Genomic DNA, 25,282 nt, shown 5'->3' with positions numbered 1-25,282 from the left:
GGAGAGCTTTCAGCAATGGGCAAATCAATTGGAGCCAAGGCTTGTGACTTCGTACTTTTCGGTACAAAAGGCGATTTAGCTAGGCGCAAATTATTACCTTCTTTATACCAGCTAGATAAAGCAGAGTTACTCGATAAAGAAACCAAGGTTATTGGTGTTGCAAAAGATGCATTCACCCATGAAGAATTCATCGCCCTTGTAACAAAAGCATTAAATACTTTTGTTAAAGATGAAATTTGTCCAACTACGCTAGAACGCTTCCTCAGTCGTTGTCATTACATCGGCACCAACTTCACCGAGCCTGAAGGTTACAAAGCATTCCACGATTTACTTGAACCAAGTAAGCGTGTCATGGTGAACTATTTCGCAACACCGCCTTCAATTTTTGGTGCTATCTGTCGTTGTTTACATGAGCAAGATTTAATTAAGTCAGACACCCGCGTTGTATTAGAAAAACCCATCGGAACCGATTTAGAATCATCGCATGTGATTAACGATCAAGTGGCCGAGTTCTTCAACGAAAACCAGGTTTACCGTATTGACCATTACTTAGGTAAAGAAACAGTACAAAACTTAATAGCGTTACGTTTTGCTAACTCATTGTTTGCATCAAAGTGGGACAACCGCACAATCGATCATGTCCAAATCACTGTTGCCGAAGAAGTGGGTATTGAAGGACGTTGGGGTTACTTTGATGGCGCAGGCCAGATGCGTGACATGATCCAAAACCATTTATTACAAGTGTTAACCCTTGTTGCAATGGATCCACCCGTTAATCTTGACGCTGACAGCATTCGTGATGAAAAAGTAAAAGTGCTTAAGTCACTGCGCCCAATTAACCAAGACAACGTGTATGAAAATACTGTTCGTGGTCAATACAGTGCAGGCTTCTTAAAAGGTTCGCCAGTTCCGGGTTACTTAGAAGAAGAAGACGCAAACACTAATTCAAACACCGAAACCTTTGTGGCGCTTCGTGTTGATATAGACAACTGGCGTTGGGCTGGTGTGCCGTTCTATTTACGCAGCGGCAAGCGTATGCCATTTAAGAGCAGTGAAATTGTGGTGTACTTTAAAAACCCGCCGCACAATTTGTACCGTGCTAGCTACCGCAATTTGCCACCTAATAAGTTAACCATCCGTTTACAGCCTCATGAAGGGGTCGAAATTCAGATGATGAACAAGGTGCCAGGTCTTGAGCAAAAGCAGCGTTTACAAACGACTAAGCTGGATTTAAGTTTCACTGATACTTTTAAGAATGAACGTATTGCTGATGCTTATGAGCGTTTATTACTCGAAGCCATGTTGGGTAACCAAGCCTTGTTCGTGCGTCGTGACGAAGTTGAACAAGCGTGGAAGTGGGTTGACGGAATCATTCAGTCGTGGGAACAAAGCGGTGAAAAACCCAAACCGTATCCAGCAGGTACTTGGGGCCCAGTGGCGTCAGTGGCACTTATCACTAAAGACGGCCGTTCTTGGGACGAGTAGGGAGCAGATATGATTAAAGAAACTGTATTTAAATCGTTTGATACACCAGCAGATCTTGAAGCCAAGTTAGCAGACAAAATTGCTCAGCAATTACAAGATGCTGTCGACACTCGTGGCAAAGCCAGTTTAGTCGTATCAGGTGGATCTACCCCGTTAAAATTGTTTGAGCTATTAAGCCATAAGCTTGTTGATTGGAGTGATGTTTACATTACTTTGGCCGATGAGCGTTGGGTTAATGCTGACGAAAAAGATTCGAACGAAAGACTTGTTCGTGAACATTTATTACAAAACCGTGCAGCTAGTGCCAAGTTCCGTGGTCTTAAGAATATGTTTGCTAGCCCTGAAGCGGGCTGTGACATGACAAGTGATTCGTTGGCTAACTTTCCTCGTCCGTTTGACGTGGTAGTGCTGGGTATGGGCACCGATGGACATACTTGTTCATGGTTCCCATGTAGCGCTGAATTAGATAACGCCCTGAACACTAAGGCGTTATGCGCAGCGGTTAATCCAACTACAGCACCACATGCACGCATAACGTTATCAAAAGATGCCATTTTAAATAGTCGTCAGATTTATTTGCATCTTGTTGGAGAGCCAAAATTAACTGTATATCATCAAGCACTTGAAAATGATGATGTTACCCAAATGCCAATTAGAGCCGTGTTAGCGCAGCGTAAAACGCCCGTTGATGTGTTCTATAGCGCGTAAGGAGTTTTACCATGCATTCAGTAGTACAAGCTGTTACCGATAGAATTATTGCTCGCAGTCAACAGTCGCGTTCAAGCTATTTATCTGCCCTAAACGACGCTAAAGCTCAAGGCGTTCACCGTAGTGCATTAAGTTGTGGCAATTTAGCCCACGGTTTTGCGGCATGTCAGCCGGTAGAGAAAGATTCTTTACGCCAACTGACCAAAGCCAACATAGGTATTGTGACGGCATTTAACGACATGTTATCTGCACACCAACCCTATGAAACCTACCCGAACATGCTTAAACAAGCGTGTATGGATGTGGGCAGTGTTGCACAAGTTGCAGCAGGTGTACCAGCCATGTGTGACGGTGTCACTCAAGGTCAACCGGGTATGGAGTTAAGTCTACTTAGCCGCGAAGTGATTGCTATGTCGACCGCAGTAGGGCTATCGCACAACATGTTTGACGGTGCATTGCTGCTGGGTATTTGTGACAAAATCGTACCAGGTTTGTTGATTGGCGCATTGAGTTTTGGTCATTTACCGATGTTATTTGTGCCAGCAGGCCCAATGAAATCAGGCATCCCAAACAAAGAAAAAGCACGTATTCGTCAACAATTTGCCCAAGGTAAAGTAGACCGCGCAGCATTACTAGAAGCTGAATCAAAGTCATACCACAGTGCCGGTACGTGTACCTTCTACGGTACAGCTAACTCTAACCAGTTAATGTTAGAAGTGATGGGCTTACAGTTACCAGGTTCATCGTTTGTAAACCCAGATGATCCTTTACGTGATGAGTTAAGCAAAATGGCCGCTAAACAAGTGTGCCGTTTAACTTCTATGGGCACGCAATACACCCCCATTGGTGAAGTGGTTAATGAAAAATCAGTCGTTAACGGTATCGTAGCATTACTGGCAACAGGCGGCTCAACTAACTTGACCATGCATATTGTGGCTATTGCACGTGCAGCTGGCATTATCGTTAACTGGGATGACTTTTCTGACTTATCTGCTGCTGTACCATTATTGGCCCGTGTTTATCCAAATGGTCATGCTGATATTAACCATTTCCATGCTGCTGGCGGTATGGCGTTATTGGTTAAAGAATTGCTTGATGGCGGCTTAATTCATGAAGATGTGAATACTGTTGCTGGTTACGGTTTACGTCGTTATACCCAAGAGCCTCGTATTATCGATGGCGAGTTAAAGTGGGTTGATGGAGTCACTGAATCGTTAGACAAAGAAGTATTAACGCATCTTGATACGCCTTTTCAAAGTAACGGTGGTTTAACCCTACTTAAAGGTAACTTAGGCCGCGCGGTGATTAAGGTTTCTGCAGTACCTGCAGGGAATCGTGTCATTGAAGCGCCAGCGGTTGTGATTAACGATCAAAATGAAATTGACGAGTTATTCAAGTCTGGTTCGTTAGACCGTGATTGCGTTGTTGTCGTTAAAGGCCAGGGCCCTAAAGCCAATGGCATGCCAGAACTACACAAACTCACACCATTCTTGGGCACCTTACAAGATAAAGGTTTTAGAGTTGCATTGGTAACAGATGGCCGTATGTCTGGCGCATCAGGTAAAGTTCCTGCCGCGATTCATTTAACACCAGAAGCATTAGACGGTGGCTTAATTGCCAAAGTGCAAGATGGCGATGTTATTCGTATCGATGCCACTACAGGTGAATTAACTCTGTTAGTTGATGAGAAAACGCTTGCTAACCGCACCGCAGGGATTGTGGATTCACACCATTCAGCGTACGGCATGGGTCGTGAATTGTTTGGTGCGTTACGTCGCAGCTTAAGCAGCCCAGAAACAGGTGCTCGCAGCACTAGCGCGATTGATGAATTATATTAAAAATAAGGAAGTCGGTAACATGATTGAGCCTAATAACTGGTTACTTCAACCACAAGAAGTGTTTAAACGTAGCCCAGTAGTTCCGGTTATGGTGATAAACAAGCTAGAACATGCAGTGCCTTTAGCTAAAGCACTCGTTGCTGGCGGGATCAGTGTATTAGAAGTGACCTTACGCACTCCTTGTGCACTTGAAGCCATTGCCAAAATTGCTAAAGAAGTGCCAGAAGCCCTTGTGGGTGCGGGTACTATTTTAAATGAAACTCAGCTAAACCAGGCGGTTGCAGCTGGTTCGCAATTTATCATTACCCCTGGCGCCACGGTTGATTTATTAAAAGCGGCTAAAAAAGGCACTGTGCCATTAATCCCAGGTATTGCCAGTATTTCTGAAATCATGGTAGGCATGGAGTTAGGTTACACTCACTTCAAGTTTTTCCCTGCTGAAGCTTCAGGCGGTGTGAATGCACTTAAGTCATTCTCTGGTCCACTAGCAGACATTCGTTTTTGCCCAACTGGCGGCATTAGCCCTGCTACTTACAAAGATTATTTGGCATTGCCAAATGTTGATTGTATTGGCGGTAGTTGGATTGCACCAACAGATGCAGTAGACAATGAAGAATGGGATCGTATTACACAGTTATGTAAAGACGCGCTAGCTGCCCTTTAATTAACCTTGTAATGACATCACTCTAAAAACCAGCTTTAGCTGGTTTTTTTATGGCTTTTTGTTTCATATCGTCGCTAGCATATGGCCTACAGCCACTAATATTTTGGGGCTTCGCCACACCATAGCAAAGGCCGTAAGTTTTAACTTACGCAGGGTAGTGTAATCGTCTTCCCGGTAATGCTTTTGAGCCGGGATCCAGGTGTTAGTTTTTACGTTTTGTACTTATGTACTTATGTACTTATGTACTCATGGCCTACGGCCACTAACGTCGTGGCGCTTCGCCCACACCAGACCAAGAGGAAACCAACGGCTGTTCCCTCTTGGAACTCCCAGCCGCCACATCAAAATTATCTGAAAAGCGATAATTTCGCGACGTGGTTTGATCCAGCTTTTAACTTCATTTATAGCCAGCTTTGGCCTTATTCGAAAATGCTAACGCTTCCGATGGTACATCCTGTACCTCGAAAGCTAGCCTGACATCCATGTCAGGACTCACGCTATTTTCTTCAACGTCCTCAAGTTCAGAGTTAAATTTGAACATTTTAAAATCAAGACAACTAACTCGTTTATGCCCCTTTATGAGCTACAGCCATCACTTTGCCAAATACGTAATAGATCTTTTTGCAATACCTTCTCTCATCATTGGAAAGATCTTATAACCCGTGTTTATACAGTATTACTGAGCTTTTGTGACACATAACTGATATAACGCCTGCTAAGTTCACTAGTTACTATTGAGCAAAAACGTAAACACCTGTAAATTCAATCAACTAAAATTGTTGTTGCACGGTTATTAGGCAAGCAAAGTGTACATTCTCGTTTTGACAGAAGGTGAATTAGTATGATGATTAACAAACCGTTGCGGATTAAACAATTATCATTATGCGCTTTGACAGGTCTAGCCTAATAAACGCGCATGTCGTATATACAAATGTTAGGCTCTAGGAGTAATACTCAAAATGGAATCAAAAAAAAAATGCTGTGCATTTTGTGGTGTACAAAAAAAACTATCAAGAGAGCATGTTTTTCCTAACGGTGTCATCCGAAAACTTGAGGAGGGCATGCTTTCGTTGAATGATAAATCTGACAAGGTGTTTAAAGCAGATTTAGTTGTAAAAGATGTTTGTGAACCTTGCAATAATGGCATTTTATCTGAAATCGATGGACGATTTGTAAAGTTATTTGAAGATAATATGCTTCAGCCGATACAGCCTGGGGATAATGTCGAATTTGAATTTAACTATAACGATCTCCTCAGAGAGCTGTTAAAAATATCATATAACTCAGCAAGAGCTTCAGCTGATGGTTTTAAAGCCGTAGCAGCGCTAAGGAAATATGTTCCCTACATTTTAGGAAAAGTTAATGACGCACCAGATGTGATGTTGCGGCTTCTAATTGTCACATCGTCAAATCGCCTTAATACTGAAACTAATCAAATTGAAGGAACTATGGAAGCTAGGTTGCTCCGTAGTTGTAAGGTAAGTTATAACGGCCCTCAACATTCAAATTTTATGATTAGGTTACTTGCGTTTAATAGTTTCTGGTTTTACCTAATTATTCCGCTCAAGCCCGTTTCTTCTTCAAAAATAGAGGTGTTCATCAATGGTTTTATGGATTCTTATCATCTTACGGGTATTCCTATCTGCAAAACTATGAAGTCTGTGAGTATTCCCAAAGAAAAAACAACTTATATGCACCCTAGTTTAATTGAAGGCATGAGTAGAAAACGAGCCTAACTAAGCCACTAAAGCGAGATTCGTAACCGTTGGCTCAATTTTGCTTCGCTACAAATTTTAACCAACAGTTACTTGCTCCTTAGTGGAGCGTTACATCATATCCGATTGCCATATATTTCCTAATACCACTCCTTACCTTTAGAGCCATAGCTCTAAGCCGTTTCTGTCCAGTAACAACTTAACTCTTGCGTTACTACAGTCATCAATGAAGCTTAATCGAAGAAACAAAAGTTCAGGTGTTGATGAGCCAGCGAGTATCCAAAACAAGGATGTTTTGGTTAAGCCTACATGGAGGTGCTTGCGGCGTCTCGCTGGATCATTTGCACTTGTAGTCAACCTTTGACGCCAATGAAAATTTAATTGAGTTTTAAAATTTAGTCTGATTAGGGCAAACTTTTATAAAAACAAATCTTCCAACCCGCTTTTGTCCATAAACGGTTTAGGGTGGTGACTCATTTCCCCAAAGTTTGTTTCCCTCCTAATTATGCAAAATCAAATATTGAGTAATAGTACCCAAAAATACAGCCAATGATGTTTAATCTTTTAAGCAGAATTCCCATGCACATGTAGTCGGCTGGTATATTTGGGGTATTTGAAGTAAGTTATTGTAAGTATATTGAATAATAATTTGTATTTAGTCTTCTTTTACGTGGCAAATTCACATGCGTGTTAATCCCAATAAGTGCGCATGCGCACTGTACAAATGCTATACGATTTTCAGGTTGAGGTGTTTTCAATGAAAAAGGTAATCTCAGTTACACTCTTAGGTTTGTCATTATTGGGGTGTAATCATAATTATGAAGGGGAGTATTTAGCGACAGAAGGAGTTGACTGTACCCTAAATTCTAATATAAATAATAACGATGTTTTTCTTGAAATTAGTCTTCAGAGTGAAGGTTATACAGCTATCGCACCAAGGGTGTTAAATTTGGGGCTGGGATCTACAAGTGATGGAACGGCATCGCCATCTGAAGATGATATATTAAATTTTAACTTTTCTAAACGTGGACCGAGAGTAAGGGGAGCACCTACAAATCCAAGCCCCTTTAAGTCGGTCTCAATGTCAATAAAGGTCCATCCAACCAAGCATAATCATATATTAATTCATGAGTCGTATGCTTCACTCATTCACGATAATAATGGCTATATAAATTTGTTAAAAGCCGACCAAAAGCAGCCTAACTACATCCCTCTTTGTTTAATCAAAAAAAATACAATAAACTATCTATGGTTAAGCGCTAAAACGTTTTTGTCCATAAATGAGTGAGATGCCTCAGCTTGAAATGCCTAAATTCAACTCTGAACTTGAGGTCGTTGCAGAAAATGACGTGGCGGCTGGGAGGTCCAAGAGGGAACATCCGTTGGTTTCCTCTTGGTCTGGTGTGGGTGAAGCGACACGACGTTAGTGGCCGTAGGCCATTTTTTAATTTAGTGGGGCAGTGAACGTTTATAAAAATAAGCATTGATGAAAACAGTACAAACGCCATTAAAAATCATGGGCGACATTATTTTTCTAATAAGCCGAGGAAGTACGGGATGGATTTACTTTTTATCATATACTTTGCTCTAGCCATTTACTTTGTGTTAAGCCTTGTCATATCAGTCTTCTTAGCTAAAAGAGGGGACTTGGATAATGTGCAAAAATTTGCTCAGATTGTTCTTGTCTGGTTAATCCCATATTTTGCTGCTATTGCTTTGTGGCAGTTTAACAAAAGCCAAGATCAAGCAGTCTGCAAGCATTCGAATTTTGGCGGAGGTCCAAGAGATAGCAGTGGTGCTGGATCAGATGGTAATCACTAAATATGCTTATAACAAACCACTAAATGCCCTCGTTCTGCTTGTGGGGGCACTTATACGTCATCGGAGGACGTATATTTGTGGTAACTAAAAAGTTAATTATGCGCTTTCTGGGAGCTATACTAGGTATACCATTTATATTGATGGGGATATGGAGTTTAATTCATCCAATTTTTGGCGGAATAACAGAAATGTTAAGCCATATTTCTCAAATATTAATCGGCTCTTTGTTTTTGTTTTATGCTGTAACTGGTTACAGTTCAATTTATAAATTTATTCATCGTAATAATAAAAGATAATTTCGTATTACACATATGAGCCTTCTATTAGTCAATAGGCGAGCACTCATTGTTAAAGTGGGTATTTTCTGTTTTCACTCAAATTAAAAACCAAATTTAGTCAGGGTAATAGTAAAACCTAGTTTCTCATAAAGGGTAAACATGACAACTCACTTCATTTATACCAAGAAACAACGTTCGTCAGCATTGTTACTGATTTTAAATGCTGTCGTGGCACTCCTTTTATACGTAGCAGCTCACAAATATCTACCAAGGTTAACGAACGATACCCATGCGTTAGCACAACTGTTTGAGGTTGTTGATATCGCCATTTGGGTTGTTGAAGCGATATTACTTGGATTAGCATTATGGTTTTGGTTTGAAAATAAACAAATTAGGGTGTGTGTCACGCCAACCACTTTGTCTTATTTTGATCCCACCTTTGGTGATGTGAGCTGGCAAGTCAAGGTTTCTGACATTACGCAATTAAAGCAAATCAGCCATACAGGGCATGAATTTACGTCAAACGTGATAGTGCTCAAAAATGGAGAACATAGGCAACTAATGTACTCAAACTATCGTGGATTTGATCGACGTGCTTTTTTTGATGCACTTGTATTAGCCAACCCGAATATCATTGTGCCAGAGAGTATATACAGCTACAAAATACAAAGGCCGTCATGGGCTAAACGCATTCGGAAAAAGTTTGGGTTAGATGAGTAATTTTTAAAAATTAAGTCGAGTCAGGGTAACAGTTTAAAAAAGAAGCCTTGGTGAAATCAGTTTAAGCATCATCAAATTCACATCACAGGAATAAGCATGAAAACCATTGGTATGATTGGCGGTATGAGTTGGGAGTCGACGCAAAGCTATTATCAGGCGATTAACAAAGGGATTAAGGCTGAGTTAGGTGGCTTACACTCAGCAAAGATATGTTTGTACAGCGTCGATTTTGCTGAAATTGAAGCTCTGCAACATCAAGGGTTATGGGATGAAACCGCCAAGATATTAGCTGATGCGGCTGTAGCGGTGGAAGCAGGTGGTGCTGATTTTGTGCTTATTTGTACCAATACCATGCACAAAGTTGCAGATGAGATCCAGGCGCAAATCTCAATACCGATTTTGCATATTGCTGATGCGACCGCTAATGCTCTCCTTGCTGATGGCGTCACTAAAGTCGGTTTGTTAGGTACTCGATTTACTATGGAGCAAGACTTTTACAAACGGCGGATTAGCGACAATTATCCCATTGAAGTGATAGTACCTAATCCAGTGGATCAAACGTGTGTTCATGACGTGATATATCGAGAGTTATGTTTAGGCAAAATTAACCCCCAATCAAGGCAAGCTTACTTAGCCATTATCGATAAACTCTTTGCTCAAGGCGCACAAGCGGTGATTTTAGGTTGTACAGAAATTGCCTTGTTAGTGAAGCAGCAACATACCCAAGTACCGTTATACGATACCACTCAAATCCATGCTAATAGCGCGGTATTGATGGCTTTAACATAAAAAACGCCTTAAGCGCGGTGGCACTTAAGGCGTTGTGTATCAATATTTAACCAGAAAATTAGTCTTTATAAGCACGGCCATAGAAGCTGTCTAGTAGCACTTGTTTAATCTCGCTAATGAGTGGGTAACGAGGGTTTGCACCAGTACATTGATCGTCAAACGCATCTTCTGCTAACTCGTCTAACTTGGCAATAAAGTCTGCTTCATTAACACCGGCTTCTTGAATAGAGGCTGGGATCCCAATGACTTTCTTAAGCTCTTCGATTTTCTCAATTAGCTTTTCAACTTTTTGCTCGTCTGTTTTACCACCTAATTTTAAGTGTTCGCTAATCGCAGCATAACGACACAATGCTTTAGGACGATCGTATTGACTGAATGCCGCTTGTTTGGTTGGCATGTCTGTCGCGTTAAAACGAATAACGTTAGAGATGAGCAGGGCATTGGCTAAACCATGGGCTAAGTGGAACTCTGCACCTAATTTGTGCGCCATTGAGTGACAGACCCCCAAGAACGCGTTGGCAAATGCAATACCTGCAATGGTGGCACCATTATGGACTTTCTCACGGGCGACAGGGGCTTTAGCACCAAGCTCGTAGGCATCTGGCAAGTATTTCACCAGCAAATCGAGTGCTTGTAATGCCTGGCCGTCACTGTATTCGTTTGCCATGACACTGACATACGCTTCTAATGCGTGAGTTACTGCATCAATACCGCCAAACGCGGTTAATGACTTAGGCATGTCCATCACAAGATTTGGGTCTACAATGGCCATACTTGGTGTGAGCTCATAATCAGCAATTGGGTACTTTTTACCGGTCACTTCATCGGTTACCACCGCAAAAGGTGTCACTTCTGAACCTGTACCTGATGTGGTTGGAATGGCAACCATTTTGGCTTTACGGCCCATTTTAGGAAATTTGTAAATACGTTTACGGATGTCCATAAAGCGTAAGGCTAAGTCTGCAAAATCGACATCTGGATGTTCGTACATAACCCAGATAATTTTCGCCGCATCCATAGGTGAGCCACCGCCTAATGCGATAATCACATCGGGCTGGAAGCTGTTAGCGACTTTAGCGCCTTGACGAACAATGGCTAATGTTGGGTCGGCTTCTACCTCGTAAAAGACTTCTGTTTCTAACCCTTGTGCTTTTAAAATCTTCAAGGTTTCGTTGCAATAGCCATTATTAAACAGAAACTTATCAGTAATAATTAATGCACGTTTTTTGTCGCTTAACTCTTCAAGGGCAATCGGTAAACTGCCACGGCGGAAATAGATAGACGATGGAAGCTTGTGCCACAACATGTTTTCAGCCCTCTTGGCGACCATTTTTTTGTTGATTAAGTGACTTGGGCCAACGTTTTCAGAAATTGAGTTACCGCCCCATGAACCACAACCTAAGGTTAACGATGGTGCTAACTTGAAGTTATATAAGTCACCAATGCCGCCTTGAGAGGCTGGGGTGTTGATTAAAATACGCGCGGTTTTCATTCTAAAACCAAAGGCTTTCACGCGTGCTTCTTGGGTATCTTGATCGGTATATAAACCAGAGGTATGGCCAATACCGCCTAAGGTAACTAATGCTTCAGCTTTATCCATGGCTTCATTAAAATCTTTAGCTTTGTACATACCCAAAAGCGGTGATAATTTTTCATGGGCAAATGCTTCAGCATCATCAATGTCTGTGACTTCACCAATCAATACTTTGGTGTGGCTTGGTACGGTAATGCCAGCCATAAGGGCGATATTGACTGCGCTCTGGCCAACGATGTCGGCGTTAAGTCCGCCATTTTTAAGAATGACGTTTTGCATTGCTGCAGTTTCTGCTTTAGACAACATATAGCCGCCATAGTGAGCAAAGCGCTCTTTGACTTGCTTATATATACTTTCAACTACGATAACAGCTTGCTCAGAGGCACACACCACACCATTGTCGAAGGTTTTAGACATTAGAATTGAACTCACAGCGCGTTTAATGTCGGCAGTTTCATCAATAACGATTGGCGTGTTACCTGCGCCAACACCAATGGCGGGTTTGCCAGAAGAGTAGGCGGCTTTCACCATACCAGGGCCACCAGTGGCTAAAATGAGGTTAATTTTTTCGTGAGTCATTAATTGATTCGATAACGCCACGCTGGGTTGATCTATCCAACCAATAATGTCTTTTGGCGCACCTGCCGCTACAGCAGCATCTAATACAATTCTTGCAGCGGTTGTGGTTGAGTTTTTAGCTCTTGGGTGCGGAGAGAAAATAATGCCGTTACGGGTTTTTAAACTGATAAGGGCTTTAAAAATAGCGGTTGAGGTTGGGTTTGTTGTGGGCACAATACCGCAAATAATCCCGACAGGTTCTGCAATCGTAATGGTGCCAAAAGTTAAGTCCTCAGACAAAATGCCACAGGTTTTTTCATCTTTATACTTGTTATAGATGTATTCAGACGCAAAGTGGTTTTTAATCACTTTATCTTCAAGCACACCCATTCCGGTTTCTGTGGCCGCCATTTTAGCGAGAGATATACGGGCATCAGCCGCGGCAAAAGCTGCGGCTCTAAAAATTTTGTCTACTTGCTCTTGGCTAAAGTTAGCAAATTCAGCTTGTGCCTTGGCAACGCGCTCTACCAGTAGGTCAAGCTCTTGAGTATTGGTTACAGTCATAATGATTTCCTCTAAAAATATTCAACAAATCGTTTTTGCAAAATATTCTTTGTTAATAAAATTACAGTTTACAGGGTAAATATGCTGTGATACTGACCACAAAAAGATAATAAGTGTAATTTTATTACAGTGTCTGTGTGTGATTTCTGAACGCTTTTTGGGTTGTAGATATGCATATCAATGACCTGTTTATGAGTTAATGATTGATTTAAATTACAATGGCACACTTAAGTTAAAGTTCCTTGATGATGAAATGATGATTCAATTTTCATCCTTCTTATGTCCATAACCACACTTTACCCATTAACGCTCAGCGCAAATTACTTACTATTGCATCCTTTAAGTGCGTGTCATTGGTGCAAGGTACAAGCTAAAAGCGACAATTTTAAGATTAATATTGATTGTTCTGTATTACAAACTGAATGATTTTTGTTCAGATTGAATTGTTTTATTTTAGAGCTTTTACTGTGTGATAAATATTATTCTATTGAATTTAAATAACATTTTATTATCACGAATCATACATAAGCAACCGCTAAAGCTCGGTTTGCTTATTTAATTCAAGAAATGTGATTGACATCAATATTGAGAAGAGGGAATATGCTCAAGGTTAGGGCATATGCTCACGCTGGGTGCGAATGCACAACAAACGGGTGGCAAAATTCTGATAATGGTTAATAGTGAGGCACGATAAGCATTAAATTATACCTAACATAGGCAGTTAAGTAGGATTTATCGTTTAAAGCCATTGTAAAATAGGACCTTAATTTTATTCATCCATTAAGGCTGGTTTATGAGTCCAAAGCCAAAGTTAGTCATTTTTGATTGCGACGGTGTTGTGATTGACAGTGAAGTTATCAGTGCGAATGTGTTAATCCACAAATTAGCCGTGTTGGGTGCACATATTGATATGGCGTTTGTGCAGCAGCATTTTTTAGGTTGTCAGTTTGCAACCGTCGCGGCCAAAATTAATAGTTTGTTGAATATTACCTTGCCACCAACATTTGAATTGCAATATCGAGAACAGTTGTTATTGGCATTTGAACGTGACTTAACCGTTACGCAAGGTATTAAAGATGTGCTTACAAGATTAACTGTTCCGTTTTGTATTGCTACAAGCAGCAGTTTGCCCCGCACAACAAAAGCGTTGGCAGTTGTGGGATTAGGCGATGTGTTTGCAGGGAATGTTTTTACTGCTAGTGAAGTCGTAAACGGTAAACCAGCACCAGATTTATTTTTACATGCAGCCAAGCGTATGGGCGTAGCACCAGAAGAGTGCTTAGTGATAGAAGACAGCTTTTTTGGTGTCACAGCCGCTGTCGCAGCCAATATGCCAGTCATTCATTATGTGGGCGGTGGACATATTAATTACCACAATCATCCGGTAAAAAATGTGTTTCCACAGGTTCCGGTGCTAAACAATTGGCCAGATTTCGCCAAGTTAATGCCCAACATTGTTCGCTAAGACTGAATAACAAGGAATATCATGGACAGCAAATCAAATTCAGAATTAGCGCGATTAGAAGATGCAGCTAGAGCGGCGTGGTTATATTACGTCGCTAAAAATACCCAAGATGAAATAGCGCAAAAATTAGAAGTATCAAGACAATCTGCGCAGAGGCTTGTTGCTCTGGCAGTAACTGAAGGCTTAATTAAAGTGCGTTTGGACCATCCAATAGCAAAATGTATGGAATTGGCTGAGCAACTTAAACACAGATTTTCTTTACTAGAGTGTGAAATTGTACCTAGCGATCCCAGTGATGAAAGCTCGGTACATGGCTTAGCACAAACCAGCGCGACAGTATTAGAGCGCTACTTAAAGTCAGCACAACCGAAAACGTTGGCATTTGGTACAGGTCGAGCGCTTAAGGCGTGTATTGATGAATTACCGTCAATGCAATGTCCACAGCATAAAATTGTGTCCTTGCTTGGTAATATGATGTCAGACGGCTCAGCTTCTGCATTTGATATTGTGGTTAGCATGGCCAACAGAGTCCAAGCTAAACACTATCCAATGCCATTGCCGGTTATTGCAAACTCAGTGACAGAGAAAAACATTCTGCATGAGTTAGCTCCGATAAAAAGCATTTTAGCGTTGGTTGAACAAGCTGATGCGACATTTGTCGGTATAGGGCAGATTGGCGAGCAATCACCATTATTACTTGATGGATTTATTGACCAAGATAAATTGAATGAATTGGTGAACGATAAAGCGGCAGGTGAAATTATTAGTTGGGTTTACGATCATCAGGGGCAGTTATTAGCACACCCAATTAACCAATTAGTCATGAGTGCACCATTAATACCCAATGCCAATAAACCAGTTTATGGTGTTGCTGCTGGTAAAAATAAGGTGAATGCAATATTTGCAGCATTACAAGGCGGTTTAATTAACTCATTAATTACGAATGAGTATACCGCAGAGCAAATACTCGCAAAAAAGTAATGAATGACGATATGAATTAAGCAGTAAGTCACTGAGACAAAGATGTAAAAGTGACTTACTGCAATTAGATTATAAAAATAGAATGCTGACGATAACAATATTGTCAGTAGGTTTATCTCAATATAAACCAAAAATAAGTCTGAGTAATAAAGTTATATTTATAATAAAACGTATGTGCAGCAAAAAGTGTTTATAAAAATAGAAAGTCAATGGGGTTATTATTTCAACTAAACAGAAATAATAAATAGTCAAAAAAGGTAAGCTGCTTAATTTTATCATCGATATTGGTGAGGGATTAATTTACCTGAAATTATAGGAATATAAAAATAATGACAACAAGTCACCAAGATTCTTCATTTCATCAAATGAATGAAGAGCAGCTTCCCGTCGCTAAGAATAAGCTGCACGGTTGGAAACATTTTGCAGGTTTATATGCTGGGGAGCATGTTGCTGCAACCGAATTTGTGATTGGTGCAACCTTTGTAGCCTTAGGTGCATCGACCATCGATATTCTTTTAGGGTTGCTCATTGGTAACCTATTAGCCATGTGTTCTTGGTGGTTACTGACTGCGCCTATTGCGGTTGAAACCCGCTTAAGTTTGTACAATTATTTGAATAAAATTGCTGGCGATTCAATGACCAAGCTCTATAACTGGGCTAACGTTATTATCTTTGCCGTGATTTCTGCCGCCATGATCACCGTATCCTCCACAGCGGTACGTTTCTTGTTTGATATTCCCGCACAGTTAAATTGGTATCCCAACAGTTTATGGTTTGTGATGATTGTATTGGCCGTTGGTTCAATTGTTGTTGTGGTAGCCATGTATGGCTTTTCAACCGTTGCTGACTTTTCTAAAATCTGCGCGCCATGGTTATTTGTTATCTTTATCGCTGGTTCATTCAGTTTATTCCCAGCGTTATCAAACCACGTGATAGGCACGACGACCTTAGGTGGTTGGCAAGACTTTATGACCATTGGCGACAGTTCCATTTGGACGGGTTTAAACGATAAAGGCGAGCCCGGTATTGGTTTGCTTGAAGTCATTGGTTTTGCTTGGGCCGCTAACTCAATCACTCACTTTGGTTTAATTGACATGGCTATTTTCCGCTTTGCTAAGCGTAAAAGTTATGGTCTATTTTCTGGTGTGGGCATGTTCTTTGGCCATTATATCGCATGGATCTCGGCCGGTATTATGGGCGCAGGGACTGCAGTATTGTTAAAAACCACCATCACACAGCTCGATCCAGGTGATGTGGCTTATCATGCTTTAGGTTTTTCAGGTTTTGTTATTATCATCATTGCTGGTTGGACTACGGCAAACGCAAACCTGTACCGTGCTGGCTTAGCCGCTCAGTCAATTTTCGTTAATCAATCGCGTGAACGCACTACTGCAATTGTAGGTATGGTTACGGTAGTGATTGCTTGTTTCCCATTTGTATTTACCCAAATGCTGCCATTACTAACATATGCAGGTTTATTAGTTGTTCCTGTAGGTGGGATTGTATTTGCTGAGCATGTGTTATTTCCTAAAATAGGGTTAACCCGCTACTGGGCTAAATATCAAAACTTGTCTAAAAGTACACCAGCAATTGCGACTTGGGCATTGGCGTTAATCTTTGGTTTTGGTTTAAATAGTCTAGATGTGATTTCATTTTATTATTTATTTATCCCTACCTGGATATTCACCATTATTATTTATACCTTACTGGCTAAAAAGTATGGCGCTGATTTAGATTATAGCGACGCAATTATTGCTGATGAAAAAGAACAGCAACAAATTGCCGAATATCAAGATGCAATGGCCATAGATGACAAAGAAACGATAGAAGATGTCAGTAAATTTACCAAACTATTAAATGGTTTCGCGTTTATCTCGTTAGTTATTATTACCGCACTTGCCGTTAATGTGATGTTTTATAGCCCGACGATGGATATATATGCAGACAATAAGTCATTATTCGAAACCGTGTGTTTTGTTTGTACAGTGATTTATTTCAGTTGTTCATATTTTGCGCTAAAACGTCACAAAAATTTAAACTTATAGAAACCAATAAGTGACTCAAAGCAATGGTCATATTAATGATCGAAGATTGCTTTGAGTCTGGCGTGTTACTGAACTAACACAGAATCGATTATTATATTTTACGAGGCATGAGTATGCAGCACACTCAACAATCTAACATTAAACTTAACACGTTAAATCAACAATCGTTATCCACTTTATCTGCTGATGTTGATGTGCCGAAATACGACCGCAGTAAATTAACTGCAGGTATCGTTCATATTGGTGTTGGTGGTTTTCACCGTGCTCACCAAGCGATGTACATTAATGAATTGCTCAAAATGCCGGGCTCTGAGTCTTGGGCCATTTGTGGTGTGGGTTTATTAGAAGCTAATCGTAGTTTACGTGATGTATTGGTTAAGCAAGATTATTTATACAGTTTAACGGTACGTCACCCAAATGGTCAGATAGATCATCAAGTCATTGGTTCAATGATTGATTTTCTTTTTGCGCCAGAAGACAAGCAAAAAGTAATTGATAAGTTAGTTAGTCCACAAACTAAAATTGTCTCACTGACCATTACTGAAGGTGGTTATAACTTTAACCCTGCAACGGGTGAGTTTGATTTTACCAACCCTGAAATTATCCATGATATGGCTAATCTACACGACCCATTTACTGCATTTGGTTATATCACGGCTGCGTTAATTCAGCGTAAAGCAATGGGTATGAAGTCTTTTACCATTCAATCTTGCGACAATATTCAGCACAACGGTGACATGACCCGTAAAATGTTATTAGCATTTGTGAGTAAAATTGATGTTGAATTAGGCCAATGGATAGAAGCGAATGTTGCGTTCCCTAATGCAATGGTTGACCGGATAACACCTGTCACCACAAAAGCTGATATTGAACATGTCGCCAATACATTAAATATTAATGATGAATGGCCGATTACCTGTGAAGCGTTTACTCAATGGGTTATCGAAGATAACTTCAGCGATGGTCGCCCAGCGTTAGATAGTGTTGGAGCGCAATTTGTCAGTGATGTGACCCCATTTGAGAAAATGAAAATCCGTCTACTCAACGCGGGTCACTCTGTATTAGGGTTATTGGGTTCTATTCATGGCTTTGCCACGATTGATGAGTCAGTCACCGATCCATTATTTGCCAAGTATCTTCGTCAATTTATGGATGATGAAGTTACACCATTGATTGATCAGTTAGAAGGTATCGATTTAACTCAATACAAAGACACGTTAATTGAGCGTTTCGCTAACCCGAACATTAAAGATAGTCTGGCGCGTATTTGTTTAGAAAGCTCAGCAAAATTACCTAAGTTTATCATTGCATCAATTAATGAAAATATCGCCTTAAATCGAGATACATCTTTAGCGTGTTTGGTCATTGCAGCCTGGTGTTTATACAGCGATAAACAGGTAAACCAACAGGGTGAAGCGTTAGAGATTAACGATCAAATGGCCGTTCAATTACATGAGTTCGCCAGCAAAACGGCTCAAGATCCATTAGCTTTTTTACAGTTAACCGATTTATTTGGCGATTTAAACAATCAAGCTGTGTTTTGTAAAGACTACCGAAAAGCTATTGCTGACTTGTATGCTGACAACAGTAATATCAAAGCGATTATGCAAGCAAGATTACAAGCGAAAGGTTAAGCATGATGAACAGTGTATTAGTGAATCATAAAGCCAAAGCAGATATTAATATCAGTTGTTTTGGTGAAGTCTTGTGGGACTGTTTTCCTGACGGAAAACGTGTCGGCGGCGCACCTTTAAATGTGTGTGTAAGGCTAAATTCTTTAGGCATTAAGGGCTCAATGATAAGCGCTGTTGGTGATGATCAATTAGGCCATGAATTGTTGGCGTTTATTGATGAACGCGGAGTTAATCGTGATTGTATTGCCATCAACCCAGTTAAAAGTACCAGTACCGTTGAGGTGACTTTAGACAAAAATGGCTCTGCCTCTTATGAAATTGTGGCTGATACCGCATGGGATAATGTTGCATTAACCGACAATATTATCCGTCAGGTTAAGCAAGCAGATGTACTGGTATTTGGCAGTTTGATTGGTCGAAGCTCAGTGTCATTAGCCACATTAACGGAGCTAGTCGAAGCAGCTAATTTTACTGTGTTCGACGTTAATCTTCGCGCGCCTCATTATCATATCGACAGTATAGTTAAGTTGATGAATAAAGCTGATTTTATTAAGTTAAATGATGATGAGCTGTACGAAATCGCTAAAGCTATGGGTTCGCCTTTTAATTCGCTAGAGCAAAATTTAGATTTCATTGCAACGCAGACACAAACTCAATATTTGTGTGTGACCAAAGGCAGTCATGGTGCGCTATTAAGCATTGATGGGCAGAAGTTTTATAACTCGGGTTATCTCGTTAACGTGGTTGATACTGTTGGCGCCGGAGATTCGTTTTTAGGCTCGTTGTTATATCAATTATGCAGTGATAATAACCCGCAATATGCAATTGATTTTGCGTGTGCAGTTGGCGCAATGGTGGCTCAGTCTGCTGGCGCAACGCCAGTGTTAACGATTGAGCAGATCAATGCGTTTATGCAACCGGCGTAAGCTATACGTTGGGTAAAGTTGAGCCGTATATCAATTGGTTTTATATGTAAAAAGTTGTTGTATGTAAAGTGAAGTGTCGTGTGTCGTTTGGGTTAGTTCCCCTTTATTTAACCCGCTAGCGCTTGGTTTTTATGTTTATAAATAACCAAGCGCTTTTTTCTTTTCTAGCCAATATGATTATTGTTCGCTGCTTAATTCAATAATTCCAGCCGTTTTAGAACCAAACAATTGTTGATGTAACCTGCCTGCAAACCCATCTGTCATACCAGAAATATAATCGGCAATGACGCGCATTGGATTGGTATCATCTTCATTTGCCGCTATCCAACGCTCACGAGTATTAAGAGGCAGTAACCGTTCTGGATCAGAAGCAAAGGCTTCAAATAATTCCATGATGATTTGTTGACCTTTATATTCGAGCATTTGAATTTCAGGTTTACGAATAACATATTTAAACACTAATTGTTTGAGTACGTGTAAGGTGCTGGCAAAATCTGGCTGTAGCTGTGCATTGTATTTTAATAAATCGGCTTCAAATTTATCGTTGGTGTCGATGCTAATCGCAGTGACAAAACCGTTAACTAATGTACCGATGGCATCTTTACGTAAATGATGTTCATGAGAAAAAAGTTTTTCGCCAATACTGGCGATTTCCGACTTTAACCACTGATCGTTGATATGTTGTAACTGTCCAACCACATCTTTTTGCCATTGCCGCTGATTGACAATACCCATCACGATCGCATCTTCTAGATCATGAACGGCATAAGCAATGTCATCAGCCAGCTCCATAATGGAACAATCTAACGATTTAAACTGGGTTTTAAGGTGAGGGTAGTTGGCATTGACCTGGCTCTGTTCGCTGCTAATAAACAGTTGGCGATCGTTGTCGCTTAGTGCCGATAGTACCCAATCGATAATGGGTTTGTCGTCATCGAATAAGCCTTTCACTGGAGGCCAATCTGATGGTTTTAATTGTCGATGATTCGCTATGTCGGGTTTATGTTGATCGATAAACAATTGCGAATGCATGGCGGGGTATTTCATTATTCCGAGCAAGGTGCGCCGCGTGAGGTTCATCCCCCATGAAGGTGTATACGGTTCTAATCGAGATAAAATTCGAAACGTCTGACCATTACCTTCAAAACCGCCATGATGTCGCATCATGTAATTGAGTGCCACTTCGCCACCATGACCAAAAGGTGGGTGACCGATATCGTGCGCCAGGCAAACCGATTCGATTAAGCTCATAGAGTTAAGCAAGTATTTAAACTCGGGGTATTTACGGCGTAATTGTGCGGTAATACCGGTACCGATTTGTGACACCTCTAATGAATGAGTTAACCGGGTGCGATAAAAGTCGTTCATACCGACACCCAAGACTTGGGTTTTTGCTTGTAAACGTCTAAAGGCGGCAGAATGTAAAATGCGGGCACGGTCGCGCTGAAATGAACTGCGATGATCATTACGGCGTTGCTTATCTTCACCGAGTAGGCGCTGGTGCCAAATATTGTCTTGCTGCTCTGTGGTATCGGGCATAAATATCCTTACAGCATTTGGTTAATTTCATCTAAATTCAGGGTGAAACTTGGAATAAAGCAATCTCTAAAATAGCGCACAGCAGGATTTGGATTGTCATCGAGTATATGTTCTAAGCGCTTGCGGGCACTATTAAATTCACTATTGCCGGCTTTTTGCTCTTCTAAACATTTCAAATAGGCGCAGAGTGTGTCAGCAGCTTTCACAATCGCTTTGTATTGCGGATCAGCCTCTTCGCTAATAAACAAACTTCGATAATCATCTTTAAATTCATCGGGTACCATTTCAAGCATACGCTGTTCAGCAATGGCTTCTATTTTTTTATATTCGGCTTCTATTTCTTTATTAAAGTACTTAACCGGTGTGGGTAAATCACCAGTAAGAATTTCGCTCGCGTCATGATATATCGCAATGGTAGCAGCCTGATTAGGGTCTAAATTGGTAGCAAACTTTTTATTACTAATAATGACTAACGCATGTGCGACCATCGCCACTTGTAATGAATGCTCCTGCACGTTTTCACGACGTACGTTGTACATTAACGGCCAACGTTGGATCAATTTCATACGAGCTAAGTGGGCAAAAAGATGACTCATGAGACTCCTTACATCAAATGCATAATCTGTAATTCACATCTCAGCTTACCTGAGCTCGAAGATAAAAAAAAGCGACTGTTCAGTCGCTTAGTGTTTTAGTTGTCGCAAATCGTCATAACGATTATTGGCGGTAATCTTCTAAAAAGTTGCCAAACTCATTTAATGCTTTGGTTAAGTCGGCTTTGTGCGGCAAAAAGACTACGCGTAAGTGATCGGGTTCAGGCCAATTAAATGCGGTTCCTTGCACTAAGAGGATTTTTTTTGTTTTCAGTAAATCGAGCACTAGGCGTTCATCATCACGTAAATTAAACTTTTTCATGTCTAATTTTGGGAAAGCATATAAAGCGCCTTTGGGCTTTTTACAACTCACACCAGGAATTTGATTAAGTAACTCGTATACCGCATCTCGTTGAATGGTTAAGCGGCCGTTGGGGAGTATCAATTCATTAATAGACTGATAACCGCCTAATGCCGTTTGAATGGCGTGCTGATTTGGCACGTTAGCACACAAACGCATTGAGGCGAGCATCTCAAGGCCTTCAATGTAACTTTTTGCGGCTTTTAAGTTACCCGATAACATCATCCAGCCCACACGAAAACCTGCAGCACGATATGCTTTTGATAAGCCATTAAAGGTAATGGTTAAAATATCGTCAGATAACCGCGCAGCAGGAATATGTTTTGCTTCGTCGTATAAAATTTTATCGTATATTTCATCGGCAAATAGTATTAAGTCGTGCTGACGACATAACTCTATGACCTGTAAAAGTAATTCTTCAGTGTAAACGGCGCCAGTTGGATTATTAGGATTAATCAGCACAATTGCACGAGTACGGCTGCTAATTTTACTTTTTATGTCATCTAAATCCGGAAACCAATCGGCTTCTTCATCACAACGATAATGTACTGCTTTACCGCCCGCTAAATTAGCAGCTGCAGTCCACAATGGATAGTCGGGCGAGGGGATTAGCACTTCATCGTCAGTGTTAAGTAATCCTTGCATGGCCATAACAATAAGTTCTGACACGCCATTACCGATATAGATATCTTCTATATCTACGCCAAAAATACCTTGTGCTTGGTAGTGCTGCACAATGGCTTTACGGGCGGAGAATAAGCCTTTCGATTCGCAATAACCTTGCGCACTTGGCAGGTTTAAAATCACGTCACGCACGATTTCTTCTGGGGCTTCAAATCCAAACGGGGCCGGGTTACCGATATTTAATTTTAAGATACGGTGTCCTTCGTCTTCTAAACGACGGGCTTCTTTATGCACTGGTCCACGAATGTCGTAGCAAACAGAGTCAAGTTTATTGGATTTGATAATGGGTCGCATACTGCTCTCAATAACTAAATTACGGCTTAAGTTAGCGAACCATAACGAATTTATTAGCTTTGTGAAAGGGGCAAAACAGTAAAATGAATAATATTCTCAGTGTTAAATGCTAAGCGACTGGGTAAATTAGGCTTTGCTTTAGTGTTTTATGCTGTTTTGGTGGTGTTTTTTAGTGCGGATATATTGTTTAATAACAAAAAAGCCAGCACTACGTGCTGGCTTTTACCGGGTTGACTTGTATTAGCACCATTTTACTCAATAGTACAAGTCTTTGGCGATTAAACGCGCTTTTTGAACTCGCCAGTGCGAGTATCAATTTCAATCTTGTCGCCAACTTTAACAAAGTCAGCAACAGTAACAGTACCGCCACCAGTGATGGTTGCTGGCTTCATTACTTTACCTGAAGTATCGCCACGAGCTGAAGGCTCTGTGTAGATAACTTCACGTACGATGTGAACTGGTAATTCAACAGAAATGGCTTTCTCGTTGTAGAAAGTCACTTGACACTGATCTTCCATACCATCAACGATGTATGCAGCAGCATCACCTAGGTTGTCAGCTTCAACGTCGTATTGGTTGTATTCTTCATCCATAAATACATACATAGGATCAGCAAAGTAAGAATAAGTACAATCTAGACGTTCTAAAACGATATCGTCTAACTTGTCTTCACCTTTAAAGGTTTGTTCAGTGCCAGAATCAAGCAATAAGTTTTTTAATTTTAACTTAACGATTGCAGCGTTACGGCCAGAACGAGTTGTTTCAGTTTTCTGAACAACCCATGGGCTGCCATCTAACATGATCACGTTGCCAGGACGGATTTCATGAGCAGTTTTCATTGTACTATTTCCTATATATATGGACTTTTTATATTTACAGAGCAGTATCTTAGCTATTTTTAACGAATTGAACTAGTCGACTCGCAAGATCTGCATCATTTAACGCGTTATTGGGCCAGTTAATTGCATGTTGCTGTAACGGCAAAATAACAGAATTTAATTGTGACCAGTAGTTTACTACTGCATGTTGATCACCTTGATTGAAGGCCAAATTCACCTCACACCAAGCGGTCGATATTTCTGCCGCGAGATTATCGCAGTAAATCTTCATAAAAGCTTCTAATTTTACTAGATGATAATCATCTTCTTGCGGATATATGTGCCAAATAAAAGGTTTTGCGGCCCATTGTGCCCGTAAAAACGAATCTTCACCGCGCACAATATTAAAATCACAGCTCCATAGCAAGCGATCAAAACCAGTTTGATCAGTCATGGGTAATATATGCAGTGTGAGATTTCCGAATATAAATTGTTGACCGGGCATCAAATCGCTAACATCACAGGTAAAAAATGAAGCTAAGCTCGATAAACTTCGGCCTTTAGGTATTAGCGCGTGTATTGGTTTAGGTGAGGTTTGCCATTGGGCCATTAATGCGGTTAACGCTGGGGTCTCATAACTAAACACACTAATGACAGAGTCATCTATGTTAATGCCACTAAGTCCTAGTTGGTTAAAGAGGCCCATTTTATTCTTGGGGTTAGCTTGCCATTGTTCACGCTCATTGAAGAGGTTTTGTTCGCAAATTAGCCCACCAGTTTTTTGGTTAAAACCGGGAAAATAAAACCACTTTTTAACACCACTTGGTTGTGTTGAAGGTAAGCCGTGGCAGCCATCTACCCAATCTTCGGCACTTAAATATTCAAGGTTTAACCAGTAGGGTACTAAGCTTTGTGGTTGTTGATGTAATTGTTCTATGACGTACTTTACCTGTTTAGGTAATTCACAAGCAAACGCTTCAATGATGACTTCTCCTGCCTGATAGTCTATATCTAATGGGTTGTTCCATTGAAATATATTCACACCATTAAAAATTTGTTGTTGTAAGACAGGATTAAGACTCGGTAAAATATGTGAGAAGCTATTTAAATCATCTACCCACAAATTGACCGCTATATGATATTCAGCCGCTAACTGCTTGGCTAAGCGCCAAGTCACGCCAATGTCGCCATAGTTGTCTACAACGGTGCAAAAGATGTCCCAGTGTTTAGCGACTTGAGTAAGATGAGTTGTGGTCATAAATATAGGT

20 protein-coding genes are annotated in these 25,282 nt (G+C 40.7%); 14 read left to right on the top strand and 6 right to left on the bottom strand.

The window, feature by feature from the left end:
- Positions 1-15 precede the first annotated feature (15 nt).
- The 9 genes from zwf (at position 16) to IEY40_RS03155 (ending at position 10,018) form a co-directional block, all read left to right on the top strand.
- A complete protein-coding gene (gene zwf / locus IEY40_RS03195) occupies positions 16-1,485 on the top strand; it encodes a glucose-6-phosphate dehydrogenase (RefSeq protein WP_188953223.1) in 1,470 nt (489 codons plus the stop codon).
- Between the two features lie 9 nt (positions 1,486-1,494).
- Positions 1,495-2,193 (top strand): 6-phosphogluconolactonase, encoded by a 699-nt coding sequence (pgl, locus tag IEY40_RS03190; protein WP_188953221.1) that lies wholly within the window; start codon positions 1,495-1,497, stop codon positions 2,191-2,193.
- 11 nt (positions 2,194-2,204) lie between these two features.
- Positions 2,205-4,031, top strand: coding sequence for a phosphogluconate dehydratase (gene edd, locus IEY40_RS03185; protein ID WP_188953219.1), 1,827 nt, complete (start codon positions 2,205-2,207; stop codon positions 4,029-4,031).
- A 19-nt stretch (positions 4,032-4,050) separates the two neighbouring features.
- The gene (locus IEY40_RS03180; RefSeq protein WP_188739715.1) at positions 4,051-4,695 is read left to right on the top strand and encodes a bifunctional 4-hydroxy-2-oxoglutarate aldolase/2-dehydro-3-deoxy-phosphogluconate aldolase; all 645 of its coding nucleotides are present in this window, start codon (positions 4,051-4,053) and stop codon (positions 4,693-4,695) included.
- Positions 4,696-5,654: 959 nt separating this feature from the next.
- Entirely contained in the window at positions 5,655-6,431 is a 777-nt protein-coding gene (locus IEY40_RS03175) for a hypothetical protein (protein ID WP_101033131.1), read from the top strand.
- 736 nt (positions 6,432-7,167) lie between these two features.
- On the top strand, positions 7,168-7,698 hold the full coding sequence (locus tag IEY40_RS03170; RefSeq protein ID WP_188953217.1) for a hypothetical protein: 531 nt from the start codon (positions 7,168-7,170) through the stop codon (positions 7,696-7,698).
- A gap of 269 nt (positions 7,699-7,967) precedes the next feature.
- Positions 7,968-8,231: a hypothetical protein gene (locus IEY40_RS03165; RefSeq protein WP_188953215.1), complete on the top strand. Its 264-nt coding sequence runs from the start codon at positions 7,968-7,970 to the stop codon at positions 8,229-8,231.
- 437 nt (positions 8,232-8,668) lie between these two features.
- A complete protein-coding gene (locus tag IEY40_RS03160) occupies positions 8,669-9,229 on the top strand; it encodes a hypothetical protein (protein ID WP_188953213.1) in 561 nt (186 codons plus the stop codon).
- A gap of 96 nt (positions 9,230-9,325) precedes the next feature.
- Entirely contained in the window at positions 9,326-10,018 is a 693-nt protein-coding gene (locus tag IEY40_RS03155) for an aspartate/glutamate racemase family protein (RefSeq protein ID WP_188920916.1), read from the top strand.
- 58 nt (positions 10,019-10,076) lie between these two features.
- Here the strand turns inward: IEY40_RS03155 and adhE are convergent, their stop codons facing one another.
- A complete protein-coding gene (gene adhE, locus IEY40_RS03150) occupies positions 10,077-12,674 on the bottom strand; it encodes a bifunctional acetaldehyde-CoA/alcohol dehydrogenase (RefSeq protein WP_188920918.1) in 2,598 nt (865 codons plus the stop codon).
- Between the two features lie 793 nt (positions 12,675-13,467).
- On the opposite strand from adhE, the gene IEY40_RS03145 reads away from it, so the two are divergent.
- The 5 genes from IEY40_RS03145 (at position 13,468) to IEY40_RS03125 (ending at position 19,725) form a co-directional block, all read left to right on the top strand.
- On the top strand, positions 13,468-14,139 hold the full coding sequence (locus IEY40_RS03145) for an HAD family hydrolase (RefSeq protein ID WP_188953211.1): 672 nt from the start codon (positions 13,468-13,470) through the stop codon (positions 14,137-14,139).
- A 21-nt stretch (positions 14,140-14,160) separates the two neighbouring features.
- Positions 14,161-15,120 (top strand): sugar-binding transcriptional regulator, encoded by a 960-nt coding sequence (locus tag IEY40_RS03140; protein ID WP_188953209.1) that lies wholly within the window; start codon positions 14,161-14,163, stop codon positions 15,118-15,120.
- 329 nt (positions 15,121-15,449) lie between these two features.
- On the top strand, positions 15,450-17,165 hold the full coding sequence (locus IEY40_RS03135) for a purine-cytosine permease family protein (RefSeq protein ID WP_188953207.1): 1,716 nt from the start codon (positions 15,450-15,452) through the stop codon (positions 17,163-17,165).
- Positions 17,166-17,272: 107 nt separating this feature from the next.
- The gene (locus tag IEY40_RS03130; protein WP_428848128.1) at positions 17,273-18,799 is read left to right on the top strand and encodes a mannitol dehydrogenase family protein; all 1,527 of its coding nucleotides are present in this window, start codon (positions 17,273-17,275) and stop codon (positions 18,797-18,799) included.
- Between the two features lie 5 nt (positions 18,800-18,804).
- Positions 18,805-19,725 carry a carbohydrate kinase family protein gene (locus tag IEY40_RS03125; protein ID WP_188953500.1) on the top strand — a complete coding sequence of 307 codons (921 nt, stop codon included), beginning with the start codon at positions 18,805-18,807 and terminating at the stop codon, positions 19,723-19,725.
- Between the two features lie 177 nt (positions 19,726-19,902).
- On the opposite strand, the gene IEY40_RS03120 is transcribed toward IEY40_RS03125, so the two are convergent.
- The 5 genes from IEY40_RS03120 to earP all read right to left on the bottom strand — a co-directional run bounded on the left by IEY40_RS03120 (position 19,903) and on the right by earP (position 25,272).
- Positions 19,903-21,264, bottom strand: a complete 1,362-nt coding sequence (locus IEY40_RS03120) for an anti-phage deoxyguanosine triphosphatase (protein ID WP_188953203.1) — start codon at positions 21,262-21,264, stop codon at positions 19,903-19,905.
- Between the two features lie 8 nt (positions 21,265-21,272).
- Complete coding sequence (gene yfbR, locus IEY40_RS03115; protein WP_188953202.1) at positions 21,273-21,860, bottom strand: 5'-deoxynucleotidase; 588 nt, start codon at positions 21,858-21,860, stop codon at positions 21,273-21,275.
- A 121-nt stretch (positions 21,861-21,981) separates the two neighbouring features.
- Complete coding sequence (locus IEY40_RS03110) at positions 21,982-23,196, bottom strand: pyridoxal phosphate-dependent aminotransferase (protein WP_188953200.1); 1,215 nt, start codon at positions 23,194-23,196, stop codon at positions 21,982-21,984.
- 278 nt (positions 23,197-23,474) lie between these two features.
- Positions 23,475-24,035, bottom strand: coding sequence for an elongation factor P (gene efp / locus IEY40_RS03105; protein WP_160052443.1), 561 nt, complete (start codon positions 24,033-24,035; stop codon positions 23,475-23,477).
- Positions 24,036-24,084: 49 nt separating this feature from the next.
- A complete protein-coding gene (gene earP, locus IEY40_RS03100) occupies positions 24,085-25,272 on the bottom strand; it encodes an elongation factor P maturation arginine rhamnosyltransferase EarP (protein ID WP_188953198.1) in 1,188 nt (395 codons plus the stop codon).
- Positions 25,273-25,282 lie beyond the last annotated feature (10 nt).

The sequence above is a fragment of the Shewanella ulleungensis genome (genome assembly GCF_014648315.1).
Lineage (GTDB): Bacteria > Pseudomonadota > Gammaproteobacteria > Enterobacterales > Shewanellaceae > Shewanella > Shewanella ulleungensis.
The sequence above is the reverse complement of the archived record's forward strand: the minus strand, read 5'-3'. Positions and strand labels throughout refer to the sequence as shown.

Coding starts and splice junctions, on each gene's coding strand:
- zwf (WP_188953223.1), top strand. CDS start 16: ATGGGCAAATCAATTGGAGCCAAGGCTTGTGACTTCGTACTTTTCGGT.
- pgl (WP_188953221.1), top strand. CDS start 1,495: ATGATTAAAGAAACTGTATTTAAATCGTTTGATACACCAGCAGATCTT.
- edd (WP_188953219.1), top strand. CDS start 2,205: ATGCATTCAGTAGTACAAGCTGTTACCGATAGAATTATTGCTCGCAGT.
- IEY40_RS03180 (WP_188739715.1), top strand. CDS start 4,051: ATGATTGAGCCTAATAACTGGTTACTTCAACCACAAGAAGTGTTTAAA.
- IEY40_RS03175 (WP_101033131.1), top strand. CDS start 5,655: ATGGAATCAAAAAAAAAATGCTGTGCATTTTGTGGTGTACAAAAAAAA.
- IEY40_RS03170 (WP_188953217.1), top strand. CDS start 7,168: ATGAAAAAGGTAATCTCAGTTACACTCTTAGGTTTGTCATTATTGGGG.
- IEY40_RS03165 (WP_188953215.1), top strand. CDS start 7,968: ATGGATTTACTTTTTATCATATACTTTGCTCTAGCCATTTACTTTGTG.
- IEY40_RS03160 (WP_188953213.1), top strand. CDS start 8,669: ATGACAACTCACTTCATTTATACCAAGAAACAACGTTCGTCAGCATTG.
- IEY40_RS03155 (WP_188920916.1), top strand. CDS start 9,326: ATGAAAACCATTGGTATGATTGGCGGTATGAGTTGGGAGTCGACGCAA.
- adhE (WP_188920918.1), bottom strand. CDS start 12,674: ATGACTGTAACCAATACTCAAGAGCTTGACCTACTGGTAGAGCGCGTT.
- IEY40_RS03145 (WP_188953211.1), top strand. CDS start 13,468: ATGAGTCCAAAGCCAAAGTTAGTCATTTTTGATTGCGACGGTGTTGTG.
- IEY40_RS03140 (WP_188953209.1), top strand. CDS start 14,161: ATGGACAGCAAATCAAATTCAGAATTAGCGCGATTAGAAGATGCAGCT.
- IEY40_RS03135 (WP_188953207.1), top strand. CDS start 15,450: ATGACAACAAGTCACCAAGATTCTTCATTTCATCAAATGAATGAAGAG.
- IEY40_RS03130 (WP_428848128.1), top strand. CDS start 17,273: ATGAGTATGCAGCACACTCAACAATCTAACATTAAACTTAACACGTTA.
- IEY40_RS03125 (WP_188953500.1), top strand. CDS start 18,805: ATGAACAGTGTATTAGTGAATCATAAAGCCAAAGCAGATATTAATATC.
- IEY40_RS03120 (WP_188953203.1), bottom strand. CDS start 21,264: ATGCCCGATACCACAGAGCAGCAAGACAATATTTGGCACCAGCGCCTA.
- yfbR (WP_188953202.1), bottom strand. CDS start 21,860: ATGAGTCATCTTTTTGCCCACTTAGCTCGTATGAAATTGATCCAACGT.
- IEY40_RS03110 (WP_188953200.1), bottom strand. CDS start 23,196: ATGCGACCCATTATCAAATCCAATAAACTTGACTCTGTTTGCTACGAC.
- efp (WP_160052443.1), bottom strand. CDS start 24,035: ATGAAAACTGCTCATGAAATCCGTCCTGGCAACGTGATCATGTTAGAT.
- earP (WP_188953198.1), bottom strand. CDS start 25,272: ATGACCACAACTCATCTTACTCAAGTCGCTAAACACTGGGACATCTTT.